We start from the raw sequence: 17025 nt of genomic DNA, 5'->3' as shown, positions 1-17025 counted from the left end.
GCTATACACCTCATTATTCATTGGACTCGACCCTCTGTACCGGTCTCCGCAGCCGGTCTGACCCTTGCACGGATACGTGATAAGCGCAGCATCCCGGCGTCGGGCTTGAACAATGACGCTACGGACAAACCGCTGCGGACGGCTACGATGGCCGCGTACAGCCATTTGACCGCGGAAGCGGCCAGCATGCCGATCGCCGCGGACATTCCGCCGGAGACGGGGAGCAGGGTCAGCATCACGATGAATCCGGCGGACAAGCTGGCGATCTCCGAGAGCGTTACGGCGTGGAACTTGCCCGCCGTGTTGAGATAGTTAATGAGAACCGCGCTGCCGATCCGAAGCGGCGATCCTGCCAACAACAAAAGGCCCATCCAGACGGCGGGCTCGTACTCGCGGCCGTAGAGCAGCGGCAGCGCAAAGGGAAGAAGCGCGGCGCCCGCGGCCGTAACCGCAGTGCTGCCGTAAAACAATCTGGCGTGTATGCTCTCCACCTTGCGCTGGCGTTGTTCAGTGCTCAGGTCCATCAACTTAGGCCATAGGAATACGCCGAGCGCGCCGAATACGATGGACGGCAGCAAGCCGCCTACGCTCGACGCCACCGCGTACAGGCCCAGCGAGTAAGGCGACAGGGCGAGCGAGAGCACGAGCTGATCCAGATTCCCGCCGAATATGGCGACGAGCGAGCCTCCGAATATCTTGAAGCCGTTGGACGTCAGATCCTTGGCTTGCCTGCGGAAGCCCGCCAGCGAAGGGCGTATGGTCCGGACGACCCACGCGATCGTAAGAGCGAAAGTCAATCCGCCCCAAAGGACCGTATTGTACCAAATCAGACCCGAGACGGTCAGCCTGCCGGCGGCCTCGAGCGCGCCGATGACGGCAATCTGGCCGAGCGGGCTGAGCACGCGAAGCGCGAGCACCTTCCGGAACTGATCGCGGCTCTGCAGCGCTCCGATGAGGCCGTCCGTCAACACGGCGAACGGAAGGCAGAGCATGGCGATTCTCGCGTATGCGAGCACGCTCTCCGAGGCTCCGTTCAACAGCAAGGGCAGCGCCAGTTCGCCGACGATCAATCCGAGTATGCCTATGCTGAGGCCCAGCGCCAGATAAGCGCCGAGCAGCTCCCGCTGGCGCTCCCTGTACTGCTTGCCCAGGTAGATCATGGCCCCGGGCAGGCCGACGGCGAACAGGCCGATCAGCAGCATCGTCCAGCGGGTAGCCGCGGCGAATTCCCCCCTCGCATACGGCCCGAGCCATCTTGCCATCATGATGCCGGTAACGATGTTAAGCGCCATGACTGCGATATTAAGCGTAAAGCTGGATATGAACAGGCGCCTCATTCTGCCTTCCCCTTTCTGATCTCCGGCGGTCATGACGTCAGCATTCCCTCGAGAAAGCCTTCGAACCTGTCGCTCATCGCCCGGGCGGCATAGGTCCCCCGCGCACGCGCCAAGGCCGCGTCTCCTAGCGCTTCGAAAGACTGCGGATCTGCCGAGATCCGCCCCATCCAGCGCGCCAAGTCTTCTTCGCTGCCGTCGTAAAGGATGCCGTCCCGGCCGCTCCGCACGATCTCGGCCGGACCGCCCGCGTCTACGGCGAGCACGATGCGCCCCGCGGCCATCGCTTCGACGACGACCATCCCGAACGGCTCCGAAGCGGAGCTGCTGATCACGACGTCGCTGGCCCATAGATAAGGCTCTATCCTGCTCTGGTGACCTACGAAATGCACCCGCTCCGCCAGTCCTGCGTCTTGGACGAGCCGCTTCAACTCCTCTTCGAAGTCGGCGTCCACGCCGAAAAGCGCGCCGCCGACGATCAGCAGTCTGGCGTCCTGTCCGCGAAGCGCTTGCCTGAAAGCGCGAATGACCATGTCCGTGCGCTTCCATCGCTGCAGCCGGCCGATAAACGCGAACACCGTCGTCCGATCGCCGATGCCCAGAGATTCGCGAATCGCGCGCCGGGTTCCGGCGTTCATCTCATAATCGGCGACCGGAATGCCCGGCGGCTGGACGAACGTCGGGCGGGACGCCCGTACCTTGCGCTGCGCTTCGGACACGATCGTCGACGGACAAACGACGGCCTGTGCGGGAAGCAGGCTGACCGACTTGTCGAACAGCCCTCCGGAAGGCACGCCGTGCTGCCACCACAGCGCGGGGATGCGTTCCATCCAGGCTGCCGTGCCGCCATAGAAATGCGGCTTGGGCGACCAGCTCACGACGAGACGTGCCCCCGCGCCGCGGATGACGCGCCGGATCGCGCCGACGGTCCTGGCGAACCTGACCGGCTGCCGGATGCGTCCGGACGGAACGACATGCACGTCGAATCCCAGCGCTTTTACCTGCGCCTCCATCGGACCGCCTTCCAGCAGCACGAGTTCCGGCAGGAAGCGCGCGCGGTCGACTTGTTCCAGCCAATTCATCAACACGCGCTCCGCGCCGCCCAACATGGCGACATGATTGACAATAACGATTCGCGCCGCGCTCATAACGTTCTCCTTTCCGGTGCTGCTGCCCGTTCTTGCGGAGACGGCCTCTCCTCGCGTCCCCCGCCGGGCGTGATATCGTTCTCCGGCAGGGCGTCCGGATCCGTCCTTCCCAGCGCCAAGCCCGTGAACAGCCAGAATATGACGGCCTGGAACTTGGCCAGCTCTCCGCCAAAGAAAAAACTCGCCATCAATCCGATTAGGGCGATCAGCCCGACGGTCCGCAGCGGGCCCCCGGGCCCCCGGCGGATCAGCATGCCCTGCAGGGCGAACGCCCTGAAGACCAGCACGCCGCCCAACACGCCGAAGGTGGCCAGGATGCCCAGATAACCGTTGTCTACGGAGGACAAGCTGGAGAATTCGGTAGCTCCGCCGTTCAGAAGCGTGCTTCTGCCGATGCCGCCGAACCCGCTCCCGAGCGGATGGGATAATAGGTCCGGGATCGTATTCAATACGATCAAGAGGCGCGCATTCGCGGACGCGTCCTCTTTCAGATTGCCCATCGTCGATATGCGGCTGGACAGATCCTCGCCGCCAGGCAGATGGGGGAACACCAAGAACCCCGCAACGACGAGCACGCCCACGATACTGATCATCCGGAACCGGCTGGCGCCGGACGCGAGCAGGATGTAGAATACGATCTCGATGATCAGGACGATCCATGAAGCCCTCACTAACGTGATGGACAACGCGGAGATCATCAACAGAATGCCGACCCAGCCGAAAGGACCTCTCCAACGGCGGTTGATGATCGCGGGCATGATCGCGGATACGAGGAAAATCGAGAGGGAGCCGTTCGCGTTCAAGGTTGAAAAGGCTCTAAATTGCATCGGTTCCGCCACTCCGAGCGATACCATTCTCGCGCCTTCGATCCACATCTTGTCCCAGGCGGGCAGATAGAGGAACTGCAGCCAAGCGTAAATCGACAGCAGCGCGCCCATCGTGACGTAAAATCGGATCCACCTGCTTCTCTCTTCGTCGTCGGAGCGGCGAAGCAGCATATAAACAAAAATGAACAGCGGCGCTACATAGTTGAGCAAGCCGTAGAAACCGGCAAGCTTGTTAAGCAGCAATCCGACGGCCCCCGCATAAGCGAACGGAACCAAAAAGGCTTTAAGGACGCTCTCCTCTCTGCCCAGAAGCTTGCGGTCTCTGCGGAGCAGCGACACCAAGAGCAACGAGGTCGCGAGTACGGGAGACAAGCTAAGCAGCGTAATCGTCGAAAAAGAGCCCAGTACCGCCCAGTCTATGACTCTGCGAATCTCGGGACCGATCAGCCAGACCACGATAATATAAGGTATGAGCTTAGAAGAGTTGGTCGCGGCCAGAATAAACCCCGGTATCAGAATAAGCAGCAAGACAGCAGCCTGAAGCAGCCACTCCGGCTCGAGAATGACCGATTTGCCTATCCAAGCCGCGACGATCAGTCCGAAAACCAGCATCGCCGTATTTTGCATCCATCGGCTCCTGGGCCTTATCCGAATGCTTGCTACATCCGTCGCTCTCAACAGCTATCCCTCATTTATCGCGTATTGGTCCCGTCGGGTACGATTGCCTGCCTGCAGAAGCTCATTCACCATGACCGACCAGTCGTGACGTCTGGCCCAGCGAAGCGCCGGCTCCGTCCACTTGGCATGGCTGCCAGGCGAACGCAGCGACTCGATCAGCGCGTCGGACAAGCCCTCGTCGTCGACGATTCTCCCGTATTGCCCGCCGCCCAACACCTCGACCGCGCCCGGATTGGGCGTCGTGACCACGAGCGTGCCGCTGGCCATGGCCTCCAGATACGGGATGCCGAAGCCTTCGTAGGTCGATGGCATGCAGAATACGTGCGCTTGCCTGTACAAGTCGGCGAGCTGCTCTTGCGAAGCCATGCGGATATAGGTGACGCCCTCCGCGGATTCGGACGGCTCGCATACCATCCACAGCTGGGCTTGGGGGACTGCCGGACGAATTCGCGTGACGAATAGCTCGAGCAGCCATCTTCCCCGCTTCCGGCTGTCGAGGCCCCCGACGAACAGGATCGTGGGCGCGCCGTTTTTGACGCCCGGCGTGAATCGTCGCGTATCGACCGGCAAGTGCACGACCCGGTCGCCGGATCGCTTGGGATACAGCTTGCGGGTATCGCCGGAATTGAACAGCGTGATGTCCGACCGGGCGGCGGATACTTGTTCAAGCGCGTACTGCACCAGCAGATTCGCTTTCCTGAGCATTCTCTTGTTATGCGTCATCTCCCGCCACGCGCTCCCGTGCATGATTCGCACCCATGGCCGCCGCGACCGCTTCATCGCCCAATCGTCCCCGCTCGATAGAACCAGATCGTAGCCGTCAAAGTTCAGCTTCCGCCCGACTAACGGCGCGGCGTAATAACGCCGCAGCCTACCGCCCGCGGCGTCTCGCGCCACGGTGACGATGCGGTAGGATGCTTCCTGCACCTCGTCCGCGGTCCTGACCGAATAAGCGGTTACGCGATGTCCCATCTCGACCAGCCGATTGCACAACCGGTGGTTAAAATGGCTCACGCCTCCCGTCCGTTCCCTGTCCGACGGGAGCTCGTAGGCTATGACCGCGATCGTCATGCTTGTATCGCCCAACCTCGTTCACCCTTTCGCCATTCCTGTTTTGCGCGTCCCTCAAGTAGCCAGCGAGGCCGATCTCGCTCCCCGCAGCCCGACGCCGTAATAATCCAACCAACCTCGGTCCGCCATCGGCAGGGCGTTGCGTCCGTCCACGAAGACGGGCTGCTTCATCCTCTCCCGGTAATTTCGTCCTCCGTAGCCGAGATAGACCGGCCACTCGGTCACGAGCACCGCGGCGTCCGCGTCTTCCAGCGCTTCGTCCAGTTTCGGCGCCGCGCGGACGAGTCCCGGGAGCAAGGGTCTCGCCTTGTCCAGGCCGACCGGATCGTGGGCAGTGACGATCGCGCCCTCGGCGATCAACGCGTCGATAATGGACAGGCTGGGCGCTTCGCGCATATCGTCCGTCTCCGGCTTAAACGTCAGCCCCAGGATCGTCACGCGCCGACCGCTCAGCGGTCCGAGCGCGTGCCTGAGCTTGCCGACGAGCGCGTACTTCTGGAACCTGTTCACTTCGATCACGGCGGAGAGCAGTTTAAAATCGTATCCGCTGGTGCCGGCGATATGATGCAAGGCTTTGGTGTCCTTGGGAAAGCAACTGCCGCCGTATCCGATGCCCGCACGCAGGAAGGCCGCCCCGATTCGCGAATCGGCGCCCAATATGGCCGCGATCTCCGAGACGTCGGCGTCCACTCGGTCGCAGAGGTTGGCCATCTCGTTAATAAAGCTGATCTTCATGGCCAGAAAGGCATTCGCGGCGTATTTGGCGAGCTCGGCGCTGCGCAGATCCACGGCGTAAAAGGGGACCGAGGTCAAGCCCGGAGGCCTGGGAGCGAAGCGAGGGGAAATAAAGTCTTGCCGGAGCAGAGGCGCGTATAGCTTTTCTAGCGTCTCGCGACCGGCAGGGGAGCCTCCGGCAACGATCCGTTCCGGATACAGCGTATCCGACGCGGCGCTCCCTTGGCGGAGAAATTCGGGGTTGGAGGCGATGTCGACCAGCGGAGACATGCCTCTCGCCGCGACCAACGCCGCCAGCTTGTCGCCGGTGCCGACGGGCACCGTGCTCTTGTTGACGATCAGCGTAGGCGTCGGTTTTTCCGCCAGGCCGTCCAATACCGTGTCCAGCGCGGCGAACAAATACCCGAGATCCGGCGCCCCTTCCGCTTTGGCCGGCGTTCCGACGGCCAGAAGAACGATATCCGCCCCGATGACCGCCTTCCGGCAGTCGGTCGCGAAGGCGATCCGGCCATTAGAGGCTTCGAGCAGCTCCTTCAAGCCCGTCTCGTGAATCGGAATGTCGCCGTTTCGCAGTCCGTGAATTTTGTCTTCGTCGACGTCCGCGCATATGACCTCGTGCCCGATGTAGGACAGGCATATGCCGGTCGTCAAGCCTACGTAACCCGTGCCTATGACCGTTACCTTCATCATTCGCCTCCGGAATGGCAAGTGCCGTTTCGTTTAATACGCATCGCTTTTTAGGATCATGACCTTGAACGTACGGAGGATTAATCCGATATCCATGCGCAGGTTCCGGTGACGGATGTAGAATAAGTCCAGTTCAACCATCTGCTCGAAGCTGAGTCGGCTCCGGCCGCTGACCTGCCACAATCCCGTGCATCCCGGGATGACGTGGAGACGCTCGCGCTCCGCCGGGGTGTACAACTCCACCTCGCGCGGCAACGACGGCCTCGGACCCACGAGACTCATGTCTCCGGCCAACACGTTCCACAGCTGAGGTAGCTCGTCAAGGCTCGTCTTTCGCAGTATTCTGCCGATCCGGGTGATTCTCGGATCGTTTTTCATTTTAAACATTTTGCCTTGAATCTCGTTGTGCTGCAGCAGCTGCTCCAGCCGGCCTTCCGCGTCCGCGGTCATGGAACGGAACTTCAGCATGGTGAACGATTGTCCCCATTTGCCTACCCTCACCTGGCGGAACAGGACGCCGCCGCGGGGGTCGTCGATCTTGATCAGCAGCGCGACGACGAGCATTAACGGACTGAGGACGAGCAATCCGAGCAAGGAGAGCGAGATGTCGAGCATCCGCTTGGACCGCTCGTAGAAGCGATGGGGGCGCGGTCGGCTTCTGGCGAGTCCGGCCGGGTAATAAGGCACGCCGGCGTAGGCCATCTCCATCTCTTTCGAAGATTTTGCCATGGCTCCCCCTTAACCGATGACGCGAGTCATATATTCCGACTGCATAATTCTCTCCATGGCTTCAAGCAGCGGCTTGCGGAGTTCGTCGCTTTGCAGCGCGAAGTCCAGCGTAGTGAGAATGAAGCCCAGTTTCTCCCCCACGTCGTACCGCATGCCCGAGAAATGGTAGGCGTACGCCTGCTTGACCTCGTTTAGCCGGGCGATCGCGTCCGTCAGTTGAATCTCGCCGCCGACGCCTTCCTCCTGCAGCTCCAGGAATTTGAAGATCTCCGGCGTCAGCACGTACCGTCCCATGATGGCCAAGTTCGAGGGCGCCGTCCCGAGAGCCGGTTTTTCCACGAAATTCGCCACTTTGTACATCCGGCCCTCTTTGCCTGCGGGGTCGACAATGCCGTACCGCTGCGTCTCGAGGTCCGATACCGGCTGGACGCCGATAATCGGAGACGCGGTCAGCTCGTACTGGTGAATCAGCTGCCTCAAGCAAGGAACCTCCGAACGAACGATGTCGTCGCCCAGCAGGACGGCGAACGGTTCGTCGCCGATGAACCGGCGCGCGCACCACACCGCATGCCCCAGGCCCTTCGGCTCCTTTTGCCTGATATAGTGGATCTCTACCTTGGACGAGCGCCGCACTTCTTCCAGCAGCTTGAGCTTGCCTTTCTCGGCCAGCGTGGTCTCCAGCTCGAAGGCGTGGTCGAAATGGTCCTCGATGGCCCGTTTGCCTTTGCCTGTCACGATGATAATGTCTTCGATTCCCGATTCCACCGCTTCCTCCACGATGTATTGAATCGTAGGCTTGTCGATGATCGGCAGCATTTCCTTGGGCATGGCTTTGGTCGCGGGCAAAAAACGCGTACCTAGCCCCGCCGCGGGAATGATCGCCTTGCGGACCTTGTTCATGAAATCGTGTCACCTCCGGACAACATGCGGAAATAAATTTAAAAAATCCAGGGCATCAAACCCTCCCTCACGCCACACTCTTGACGATATACGCTAAGGTGAATATTCACCCACAGCATGGCCGAGTGCCTACGGTGATAAAGGTACGGTAGACATTACCTAGCGCCGCCGGACGACGCCATCGTTATATAGGAGACATTCTCTTTAAGCTTGCCTCGCTGCTTTGTTCAGGACGATGCCAAGCAGCGGCGTTCCGTTTTGGGACAGCGTTTTTGCCGTCTTCTGCAGTTCGGCCCGCTTGGTGCTGGCGTACGCAACGACCATCACCACGCCGTCGGTGGCCGCGGCGACGATCTGCGCATCCGCTGCCGCAGTGAGCGGCGAGGCATCGACGATGACGCGGTCATAGCGTCCCCGGAGCTCTTCGAACAGCTCGCTTAGTCTGCCGGAAGAGAGCAACTCCGTCGGACCCGGGAGTTGATCCCCAGCCGTTATCACGTGCAGATTCGAGTAGCCGGATTCCTTGACGATATCTTGCAGCGTCTGCTGATTCGCCAGGTAATTGCTGAGCCCGTTTCTCCGAATCTGTCCAAGTACCGCATGCAGGGCGGGCCTGCGCAGATCCGCGTCGATCAGCAGCACCTTTTTGCCGGACCGGGAGTAGGCCAGCGCGAGATTGACGGCCGTGGTCGTTCGCCCCTCGCCCCAATCGGTCGAGGTGACGGTCAGCACCTCGATTGCGCTTTTATTCGCGAGAAATTCAATATTGGCTCTCAGGGTATGGTAGGTTTCCGAGACCGGGGAGAAGGGATTGCTGTCCATAATCGTCGCTGATTTCAAGGCTGGGGTGGTCATTAAGCTTTGCCCTCCGTTCGAATGGCGGTCGAAGCGTGAACGGTCCGCTCGGCGGCTTCGGTTTTTTTCGTTTTGCGGCGAAAGTCTCTTGTTCGCATGCGCGGCACCACGGCAAAGGTCTGGACGCCGGCCAGCTGCCAGATCTCTTCTTCCGACTTGATCGTGGTGTCCAGGTATTCCAGCAAGATGAGGACGCCGGCTGACAGCATGAGCGCGACGAGGAAGGCGATGACTACGTTTTTGCTCGTGTTTTGCCCCGTCGGGGAGGTCGGTTCGTTCTCCTTCGCCTTGTTCAGGACCGTCACGTTGTCTACTTTCATAATTTTGGGGATCTCCGCTTGAAATACGTCCGTCACGGCGTTAACCGTCTGTGCCGCGCGGGCATAATTCGTATCCCTGGCGCTGATGACCATCACCTGCGTTTCGCCGAGGGGTCTGACGCCGACCATGCCCATCAGCCTGTTCGACGACAATCCCAGCTCCGGATATTGAGCGACGACTTTATCCATGATGGCGGGCGATAAAATAATTTGCGCGTAAGTGCCCATGAGCTGCATGCTCACGCCGATCGCGTTCAGGTCCATTTGCTCGCCGCCCAGCACCTGGGAGGTTTTGTTCACGATCAGCTTCGTGCTGGCCGAATAATAATCGGACTCCATGCTGCGCGAATAGAAAAAGGCCGATGCGCAAGAGACCAATACGGCCAGAAGAACGATCCAGAAACGTTTTTTTAATGCCGTCATGTACTTTTTGAACTCCAGATCCATGGTTATCCGCTCCTGAGGTTTCATTTGGTGGTGCCCGTTTCGAGTGGCGATGGCTCCGCACTTTAGATACATTTTGTATCCTTTTGACAGGATTAGTTTATGATACATTTTGTATCCTGTCAATCGGTTTTTTGGAGTTTTGTCGGCATCGGCATAGCGCCGGTCATAGCCATAAAACTGCGATATGACTGTACATAATGCTTAAGCGCTTCCAATTACGGGGGCTCCGTTTCGCAAGCATTTGTCGAAAACGCGAGGTTCGGCAAGGACAAAAAAAATGAAGCGGAGACCGCTTCATTTTTGTATGCCTATAGGCTGCATGCGACCCGCCATCAGCCGGAGGCGGCCAACGTCTGATTATCCAGCAGGCTGCCGAACAACCCTCTTTTCTCGGCCGCCAGCTCGGCGAACGAACCGCACTGCACGACCGTGCCCTGATCGAGGACGACCACCTGATCCGCGCCTCTGATCGTAGACAGCCGATGCGCGATGACGACCAGCGTCATGCGTCCGCGCAGCTTTTCGAGCGCCTCCTGAATTTTCGACTCGTTCTCCGAGTCCAACGCGCTGGTCGCTTCGTCCAGAATAAGAATGGCAGGCTTCCTGAGGATCGCCCTCGCCAGGACGAGACGCTGACGCTCGCCGCCTGACAACCGGACGCCGCGGTCTCCGATATACGTATCCAGGCCCTGCGGCAATCTTCGGACGAAGTCGGCGGAAGCGGAGAACGCCAAGCACTCCCACAGCTCCTCCTCGCTCGCCGACGGCTTGACCATCGTCAGGTTATTACGAATCGTATCGTTGAATAAGAAAGGATCCTGCGGCACGTATCCGATCGATTGCCTTAACGCATGCAAGCGCTCGCCGGACAACGGGACGCCATCGATCAGGATTTGCCCCCGTTCGGGCACGGACAACCCCATGACGAGATCGATCAGCGTGCTCTTGCCTGCGCCGGAGCGTCCGACGACGGCTGTCATGCCGCAAGCGGGAATCGACAAGTTGACGTTCCGGAGCGCATAGTTCGGCCCTCCGGCATCGTAACGGTAATATACGCCGCGGCAGTCCAACGATTGACGCACAACCAGGCCGGCGTTTCGCTCTTCTTTGTCGAATATGGCTTCCGCCGCCGCTCGGCAGTCGGATTGAATGGTCAGAATCGACCGAAAGGACGGCAAGTAAGACGAGATCTGCTCCAAATTGGACTGAATGCCCGTAAACCGCGGCCATAAGCGAGAGAAAATAAGCACGACCAGGATGAGCTGCTCCAGGCTCGTATCCAGCAGATGCACGAAAACGAACAAAAAGAGGGCGATCAGGACGGCGGAAGCCGCCTGGTATGCGGACTGGGATTTGTTCCGAAGCTTCAGGAACGCATACTGTTCTTCATGAATTTTTGCGCTGATCGATTCAAGCCACGATAGTCGCGAACGCTCGAGCGCATTGGTCTTGATCTCCCGAATCCCGTTCAGCTGATCGGAGATCCCGGCCAGGTATTGTCTGGCCAAGTCGGTTGAACGGCTGCCCAGGCTTTTGGCTTTGCGAAGCGAACGCCTCATGAAAAACGCCAAGGCGGCGCCGCACAGCAAAACCAGAAGGGTGATAAGCGGCGAAAGCCACAGCGCGAGGCAAACCTGGATGACCGTAAATATGACGGAAGCCAGCAGCTGCAGGGACAGCGCGATGCCTCCGTTCACGCGCGCCAATTCCCCGGTCAGCGCATTGATCAGGTCCGACTTGCGCGTGCGGATAAAGTACTCCCATTTAGCCTGCAAAATGCCGCGATAAGTATCGCTCCGGAGACGAAATTCAAACTTATGGTTCATCCTGGCATTTTGCAGGGAGACCCTCTGCTTGAGCAGCGTTTGCGCGAGTACGATCGCGACGAACAGTCCAAGCACGGTCGGAAGACGCCATGCCGCAGGAAGATGGCCCAGCGGGGCAAGCCATTCGGACAACGGCGTAGAGGCCGCGTCGATACCGGCGATGCCGCCCATGCCCAGCATCGGAATCAACAAAATAATGCCGATCCCCTCGAGCAAGCTGACCATGATCATGCCCAGCACGTTCCAGTAGAGCGTCCTGCCCGCGACCGTGCGCAGCTGCTTCAGAAAAAACGAAACGGATCTCATAAGAGTTTGGATTCACCGCCTTTGGCGAGAGAAGGCCTGCCATTTCCGGATAGCTTCCTCCACGCCCACAATACGGGTCGCAGCGGAAAGTACAAAAAATGAACGGACTTAGGCAGAGGAAGGGTTTTGGCGTCCATCGGATAAGGGTACAGCAGGCTGAGAAAATACAAAATCCGTTGGCTGAACGGCTTGATGGCGATCAGGTAACGTTCGTAAGCCCGGGCGCGATCCGGCGGCGCGTTTTCCAGCGAGTCGCGGATAAAGGAGAGGACGGCCGGAATGTGCGCGGAGGCGCGCTTCCTCCGGGTCAGACCGGCAAGTCCGCCCGGTACGGGCGTGCCCAGCAGCGCGGAGGCGAGGAGCAGCGCTTGCCCGACCAAGTGGTCGGTGCGGTATCGCTCAGCCCGTCTGACGCATGCGGCCCAATCCAGGTCGCGCCGCGCCAGCACGTCGATATCGCATAGCCAGCGCAGCCGAAACCATCCGTGCCTGGCGCCGTGGTGAATCAAATATAAGAATTGATCCTCCTGGCCGAGATAAGCGGCATTGCCGCTTCCGAACGAGTGCTCGCGTCTGCGCGACCACAGCTCGTCGAAACCGGGCTCGCGGCCGGGGCCCGGGGCCAGCCGCCAATGGATCTCGAGTTGAAGCGAATGCGACGGATGGAAAAAAGAAACGTGGTGGTGCCTCCATTTCCAACCGTTCAAGACGTTCGGCAGCTTTTGTTTCTCGCAGACGTATCCCAGTTCCGCCAGCAGGGACCTCACCCGGTCCAGCTCGTTTGCCGGTATGAGGATATCCAGGTCCTTGGACGTCCGCATCGAGAGGTCGCCATATAGATCCTGCGCCAGCAGCGGGCCTTTCAAGATCAACGAACGTATGCCGGCGGAAGCCAGATGCGCCGTTGTCCTGCTCATCTCCGCGGCCAGCGAGAGCATTTTCAGCCTGTTGTGGCGGCGCTCTTTATTCAAGTCTTCTTTTACGCGATCGGGCAGCCACGGAGCCTCTACCTTGCTTAGGGTGGCCGATAAAGCCGGATACACCCGATGATGTTTGGCCAACGCAAGAAATTTCGACCAATCCGCGGTTCGATCTCCCGTGGATGCGGGGGCTTCTCGCTCTCTCTCGTCAAGGCGAACCAGATCGAGCAGCAGCGCCAGTTCATCGCGAACGAGCTCAGCATGCATAGCACGTATCGAAGCAGTCATTGCAATCCCTCTTGTTCTACTGGAATGGATCTATCGCGCGAACCTGCCGACGACCGTAAAACCCCTCATTTCCTCCGCGCCCGTCACGTACCGGCTGCCGCACCGAAGCCAAGCATGCGCGATCATCCGGCCGTCCTTGTCCTTCGCCGTACCCAAGTACAACGTGCTCTCCACGCCTCTGCGACGCAGCATCCTCATCGCGGCCATCGCCCGCACCAGGCATCGGGTGTCGAGCGGAGACAGCTTGGCTGCCCTTCTTACGGCCAACGATACGCGGTCGGCGAGCGCTTCGCACACGCCTCCTTCCTGCAAGGAGGATTCTGTCATGGGCCGGCCGAGATAACGCGAATACCTCGCGTATGGAAGAAGAATAAGCACTCGCGCCCACATGAGATAAAATAAAGCCTCCAGGGCCAATCTGCGCTCCGTGCCGTCCGCGGCGGCGATCCGGGCTGCCCGGCTAAGCGCGTTCACTCGGCGTTCCTGCGGCCGCTACCGTAATTAACTTCTGCTGCAAGAGCTGCTGTAAAAAGGCATGGACATGCTCCTCGCACATCGACCGTTCGATGGCGTATTCTTCCGTGAGCCGACCGACCAACGCTTCAAGCGTCGTCTCGTCGCCGATGAGATCCCAGATCCGCCCGCCGGTCGCGCCCAGATTGAAGTACTTTCCATGCTCGACGTTCAGCATCACCTTCTCGCCGTCCATATCGCTAACGATATTGCCGGGCACCTGGCGGATCATGCTCTGCAGCGGAATCGTCGTCGTTCCTGCCGTCATGGGGACCAACCTTCCTTGGATAAAGTGTGCAGCATGCGCTTTACGAGTTCGGGAGCCGTAAAGCCGCTGAGGGGACGTACCAGCCGGTACACGTCTATGTTTGTCGCAAGCGCGGCGGTCGCGCGAAAATGCCAATCCGTCATTCCCAAACGGTCCAGCCAAAACTGGCGGTACGTATGATGGCGCAGCAGCGACAGCCGTTCCAGCTTGGGGACGGGCGTCAGCAGCGGTTCGGTTATCTCGGACTTCGACAGTTCGAACAGACCGGCAAGCGGTATAGGCTGGGCATGGTAACCGACCGATAGGGGCACGGCGAACTTCGTCTCGCGCTTGAATAGGGGCCGAAGCGACTCATTGGAGATTCCGAAGCCGTCGAGGCTTTGCTGCCATAGTTTTTGTTGCGGGTACGAAGGGATAACGAGCGGCCTGCGGTGGCCTCCGGAAAAATCGAGGGCGATCACGTCATCGCTGACAAGGGGAAAACCGGCTTGAAGGAATGCGGCTGCCAGCGTCGACTTCCCCGCTCCCGAATCGCCGACAATACCGTAAGCCTGTCCGTCGATGGCGACCGCGCTGCCGTGAAGCGGCAGTATGCCGCGCTGCATGAGAGCGGCTCCCATGCAAGACCCGAGAATGAATAGCCGCAGCTCGTCCGGATCCGCGTCTTCGTCGGGACATACCTTAATTCGATTTCCGCCGCGAATATCGTAGATCGCGGCTCCCGGCACGCGAAACATCACTCGGCCAGGTATTGCGTATGAGCTGCGGCCCGGCTCGGACAACGCGGACCATTCCTCGGACAAATCGGCCAGTTCGACCTCGATCGCATTTCCTTGGACCGTATCCCCCGCGTGCTCCCAGACAGGCAGCTCGGGGAAGGCGATGTCGCTGCGCACCAGGCAGCCGAACGCCTTATAGCCCTGTTTTTTCAACGTACTTATCGTCATTGCGCTTCACTCCACGAGGAAATGTCATTGCAAAGGCCCTCATACGTTTCTCGTATAAGGGCCTTTGCGGAGGCTTCATTAGCTGTGGTGCTGCGTAGCCTCGTCCGGATCGAGCGAGTCGGGAATCGTGACGCCCGGACCTGCGAAGGTCAGCTTTACCTCAAGCACTTCCAGCGAAGGCTTCGTCCATTCTTTGTTCATTGAAATCACCTCCTTTCAAGCGGCTTAAGAACCTGTATAGCACGAGGCTGCGCATGAGCAGCGTCATGTCCGTTTCGTAGATGGCTGCGGGGCCGGGTATCTCCTTGTACTTCGAAGCCGCCGCCCGGACGACCGGCACATGGATCCACTCGGCCATCGCCTCGTCCCGGCACATCTGCTCGATCTCTCTGAGAAAAGCCGGCCATGACGGCGCCAGCCGCGCGATGCCGTCCGCGCCCTGAATCCCCCTCGTCCGTCCGTTGAGCCTCACCTCGTCGGGCAGCAACCCCGCCGTCGCCCTTCGAATTAGCGCGCGGTCCATGCCGTTCCCGACGTATTGGCTCATCGGCACCGACAGACAGAAGCGCACGACTCGCAGATCGTTGGTCGGATCGCGATACCAGATGCCGTGGCGGAGCGACAGCTTGGTCCCGCTCGTGCCGCTGTTCGTCCAATGGTGCACCTGATCGAACTGATCGCGGCGAGCGGAGATCATATCGGGCAGCCGCCTGCCGGACAGATCGATGCCCGCTTCCTCCAATCTCTCGAAGATGCCCGTGCTCGAAGCGAATCCCGGCGCGATGAGACGGGTCAGCCCGCTTCTTGCGCCATCGGGGATTTTCGGCGGAAACAATCGGTCCTTGACATAGGCCAGCACTCTTCTTCGCCCAATTCCTTTAAACCGGCTGTATTGATAGATTTCTCTATAAAAACGTACCAGCTTCAACCGCTTAAGCAGCGCGGCGTAATACTCCAGCGCCGGACCGAACGATACCGTGAAGTTGCCGCGCGCGCCGTTAAGCAAGACGCCGACGCCGTCCTTGGCCGCTTGCTCGAAGATGCTGCCGAACCAATAAGAGTTTTCTATGAACTTGTACGGCATCTCCATCGTGTCGAGCCAGCCGTCCATCTCCGTAAGCGGGCTCCGTTGCTCGAATCTCAAGTATTGCTCGCGAATGTTTCCTACATGGGCCACCGTAGCGGCAATCATGGGCCGCTCGTCGGCGATGCGGCTTTTGGACGTCCAATCCGCGCCGGACTCGAGCGGTATCGCGCTGTACGTATGCAGCGTTTTGCCGCGAAGTCCAAGTTCTCTTGCCGCCAAGCTCGCCACCGTCCCGGAATCGAGACCTCCGCTCAGGAAGGATCCGACCTCTCTGAACGTACGCAGTCTGCCCGACACAGCTTGACCGAAGACGCTCAGGAAAGCCTCATGGTACTCGGCATCGGAGGATAGCTTCAGCGGACTCGTCTGTCCGAGCGCGTCGTACCTTCGCAGTCTGACGGCGCCGCCCCGGACCGTGAACGCGTGAGACGGGGGGATCTGCTTAATATGCCGATATACGGTGGAGGAAGCGTCGATCGTCTCCAGTCTGCTCGGGCTAGCCAGATACTCCGCGATCCATACCTCGTTAAGAGAAGGATTCGAACCTGGGAGCCGCAGCAGCGGCATGATCGTCGTGCAGAATGCAAACCGCGAACCGTCGTCGTTATAATACATCGTCCGGTTTCCGGAGAAATCCCGGGCGCCGAACAGTTTGTCTTCGGCTTCGTCCCAGATCGCGAAGGCAAAATCCCCGACCAGGTGCAGCGGCATCTCTTCTCCCCATTTGGCGTATGCCAGCAGCAACAACCGGGCATCCGTGATTTCTGCGCGCTCGGACTGCCTGATTCCGAGCTTGCCGGCCAGTTCGTCGCGATTGTCGAGGATTGCGTCCGCCGTAAGCGCAAGCTTTCTTTCGTCATCGTAGTAGGGCAGGATCTCGAGAACGGATTCCGGCGTTATCCATTGCGCATGACATCCCATAAATAACCGCTTGCTGCTCCATAGACGAACGTCGTCCGCGGGGTATCTGGAGAGCGACGACATAAGCGACAACCCTTCTTCATACAAGCCATATCCGCTACTACCGTTGCCGTAATTGAAGATCCCCGCGATCGCGCTCATGTCGTTCCTCCCCCCCGGATGATCCCTTATGTATCGAGTCATTCATAATTTGATACTATCTGTATCGTTTGTGGTTT

The 17025-nt window shown here is 59.6% G+C and carries 16 protein-coding genes; all 16 read right to left on the bottom strand.

Features of this window, described 5'->3' with window-relative positions:
• Positions 1-17 precede the first annotated feature (17 nt).
• A complete protein-coding gene (locus PQG80_RS04635; RefSeq protein WP_271750000.1) occupies positions 18-1337 on the bottom strand; it encodes a lipopolysaccharide biosynthesis protein in 1320 nt (439 codons plus the stop codon).
• A 29-nt stretch (positions 1338-1366) separates the two neighbouring features.
• Positions 1367-2482, bottom strand: a complete 1116-nt coding sequence (locus PQG80_RS04630; RefSeq protein WP_271749998.1) for a glycosyltransferase — start codon at positions 2480-2482, stop codon at positions 1367-1369.
• The gene (locus PQG80_RS04625) at positions 2479-3936 is read right to left on the bottom strand and encodes an O-antigen ligase family protein (protein ID WP_271749997.1); all 1458 of its coding nucleotides are present in this window, start codon (positions 3934-3936) and stop codon (positions 2479-2481) included. Before PQG80_RS04625 ends, PQG80_RS04630 begins: the two co-directional genes overlap by 4 nt.
• 54 nt (positions 3937-3990) lie before the next feature.
• On the bottom strand, positions 3991-5073 hold the full coding sequence (locus tag PQG80_RS04620; protein WP_271749995.1) for a glycosyltransferase family 4 protein: 1083 nt from the start codon (positions 5071-5073) through the stop codon (positions 3991-3993).
• Positions 5074-5112: 39 nt separating this feature from the next.
• Positions 5113-6480, bottom strand: a complete 1368-nt coding sequence (locus PQG80_RS04615) for a UDP-glucose dehydrogenase family protein (RefSeq protein WP_271749994.1) — start codon at positions 6478-6480, stop codon at positions 5113-5115.
• A 33-nt stretch (positions 6481-6513) separates the two neighbouring features.
• Positions 6514-7209 carry a sugar transferase gene (locus PQG80_RS04610; RefSeq protein WP_271749993.1) on the bottom strand — a complete coding sequence of 232 codons (696 nt, stop codon included), beginning with the start codon at positions 7207-7209 and terminating at the stop codon, positions 6514-6516.
• 9 nt (positions 7210-7218) lie between these two features.
• Positions 7219-8109, bottom strand: coding sequence for a UTP--glucose-1-phosphate uridylyltransferase GalU (galU, locus tag PQG80_RS04605; RefSeq protein WP_271749992.1), 891 nt, complete (start codon positions 8107-8109; stop codon positions 7219-7221).
• Between the two features lie 204 nt (positions 8110-8313).
• On the bottom strand, positions 8314-8964 hold the full coding sequence (locus tag PQG80_RS04600; protein WP_271749990.1) for a CpsD/CapB family tyrosine-protein kinase: 651 nt from the start codon (positions 8962-8964) through the stop codon (positions 8314-8316).
• A complete protein-coding gene (locus PQG80_RS04595; RefSeq protein ID WP_271749989.1) occupies positions 8964-9731 on the bottom strand; it encodes a YveK family protein in 768 nt (255 codons plus the stop codon). The genes PQG80_RS04600 and PQG80_RS04595 overlap by 1 nt, the downstream gene beginning before the upstream one ends.
• 332 nt (positions 9732-10063) lie before the next feature.
• Positions 10064-11863 (bottom strand): ABC transporter ATP-binding protein, encoded by a 1800-nt coding sequence (locus PQG80_RS04590; protein ID WP_271749988.1) that lies wholly within the window; start codon positions 11861-11863, stop codon positions 10064-10066.
• The gene (locus PQG80_RS04585; RefSeq protein ID WP_271749987.1) at positions 11860-13071 is read right to left on the bottom strand and encodes a nucleotidyltransferase domain-containing protein; all 1212 of its coding nucleotides are present in this window, start codon (positions 13069-13071) and stop codon (positions 11860-11862) included. Before PQG80_RS04585 ends, PQG80_RS04590 begins: the two co-directional genes overlap by 4 nt.
• Before the next feature lie 30 nt (positions 13072-13101).
• The gene (locus PQG80_RS04580; RefSeq protein ID WP_271749986.1) at positions 13102-13545 is read right to left on the bottom strand and encodes a lasso peptide biosynthesis B2 protein; all 444 of its coding nucleotides are present in this window, start codon (positions 13543-13545) and stop codon (positions 13102-13104) included.
• Positions 13532-13852 (bottom strand): lasso peptide biosynthesis PqqD family chaperone, encoded by a 321-nt coding sequence (locus PQG80_RS04575; RefSeq protein WP_271749985.1) that lies wholly within the window; start codon positions 13850-13852, stop codon positions 13532-13534. The genes PQG80_RS04580 and PQG80_RS04575 overlap by 14 nt, the downstream gene beginning before the upstream one ends.
• Positions 13849-14799 (bottom strand): phosphoenolpyruvate carboxykinase (ATP), encoded by a 951-nt coding sequence (locus PQG80_RS04570; protein WP_271749984.1) that lies wholly within the window; start codon positions 14797-14799, stop codon positions 13849-13851. Before PQG80_RS04570 ends, PQG80_RS04575 begins: the two co-directional genes overlap by 4 nt.
• A 78-nt stretch (positions 14800-14877) precedes the next feature.
• Entirely contained in the window at positions 14878-15000 is a 123-nt protein-coding gene (locus PQG80_RS04565; protein WP_110468933.1) for a paeninodin family lasso peptide, read from the bottom strand.
• Positions 14960-16948, bottom strand: a complete 1989-nt coding sequence (locus tag PQG80_RS04560; RefSeq protein WP_271749983.1) for an asparagine synthase-related protein — start codon at positions 16946-16948, stop codon at positions 14960-14962. Before PQG80_RS04560 ends, PQG80_RS04565 begins: the two co-directional genes overlap by 41 nt.
• Positions 16949-17025 lie beyond the last annotated feature (77 nt).

It is taken from the genome of Cohnella rhizoplanae (assembly GCF_948329515.1).
In the GTDB taxonomy this organism is placed as follows: domain Bacteria; phylum Bacillota; class Bacilli; order Paenibacillales; family Paenibacillaceae; genus Cohnella; species Cohnella rhizoplanae.
The sequence above is the reverse complement of the archived record's forward strand: the minus strand, read 5'-3'. Positions and strand labels throughout refer to the sequence as shown.

Coding starts and splice junctions, on each gene's coding strand:
- PQG80_RS04635 (WP_271750000.1), bottom strand. CDS start 1,337: ATGAGGCGCCTGTTCATATCCAGCTTTACGCTTAATATCGCAGTCATG.
- PQG80_RS04630 (WP_271749998.1), bottom strand. CDS start 2,482: ATGAGCGCGGCGCGAATCGTTATTGTCAATCATGTCGCCATGTTGGGC.
- PQG80_RS04625 (WP_271749997.1), bottom strand. CDS start 3,936: ATGCAAAATACGGCGATGCTGGTTTTCGGACTGATCGTCGCGGCTTGG.
- PQG80_RS04615 (WP_271749994.1), bottom strand. CDS start 6,480: ATGAAGGTAACGGTCATAGGCACGGGTTACGTAGGCTTGACGACCGGC.
- PQG80_RS04610 (WP_271749993.1), bottom strand. CDS start 7,209: ATGGCAAAATCTTCGAAAGAGATGGAGATGGCCTACGCCGGCGTGCCT.
- galU (WP_271749992.1), bottom strand. CDS start 8,109: ATGAACAAGGTCCGCAAGGCGATCATTCCCGCGGCGGGGCTAGGTACG.
- PQG80_RS04600 (WP_271749990.1), bottom strand. CDS start 8,964: ATGACCACCCCAGCCTTGAAATCAGCGACGATTATGGACAGCAATCCC.
- PQG80_RS04595 (WP_271749989.1), bottom strand. CDS start 9,731: ATGGATCTGGAGTTCAAAAAGTACATGACGGCATTAAAAAAACGTTTC.
- PQG80_RS04590 (WP_271749988.1), bottom strand. CDS start 11,863: ATGAGATCCGTTTCGTTTTTTCTGAAGCAGCTGCGCACGGTCGCGGGC.
- PQG80_RS04585 (WP_271749987.1), bottom strand. CDS start 13,071: ATGACTGCTTCGATACGTGCTATGCATGCTGAGCTCGTTCGCGATGAA.
- PQG80_RS04575 (WP_271749985.1), bottom strand. CDS start 13,852: ATGACGGCAGGAACGACGACGATTCCGCTGCAGAGCATGATCCGCCAG.
- PQG80_RS04570 (WP_271749984.1), bottom strand. CDS start 14,799: ATGACGATAAGTACGTTGAAAAAACAGGGCTATAAGGCGTTCGGCTGC.
- PQG80_RS04565 (WP_110468933.1), bottom strand. CDS start 15,000: ATGAACAAAGAATGGACGAAGCCTTCGCTGGAAGTGCTTGAGGTAAAG.
- PQG80_RS04560 (WP_271749983.1), bottom strand. CDS start 16,948: ATGAGCGCGATCGCGGGGATCTTCAATTACGGCAACGGTAGTAGCGGA.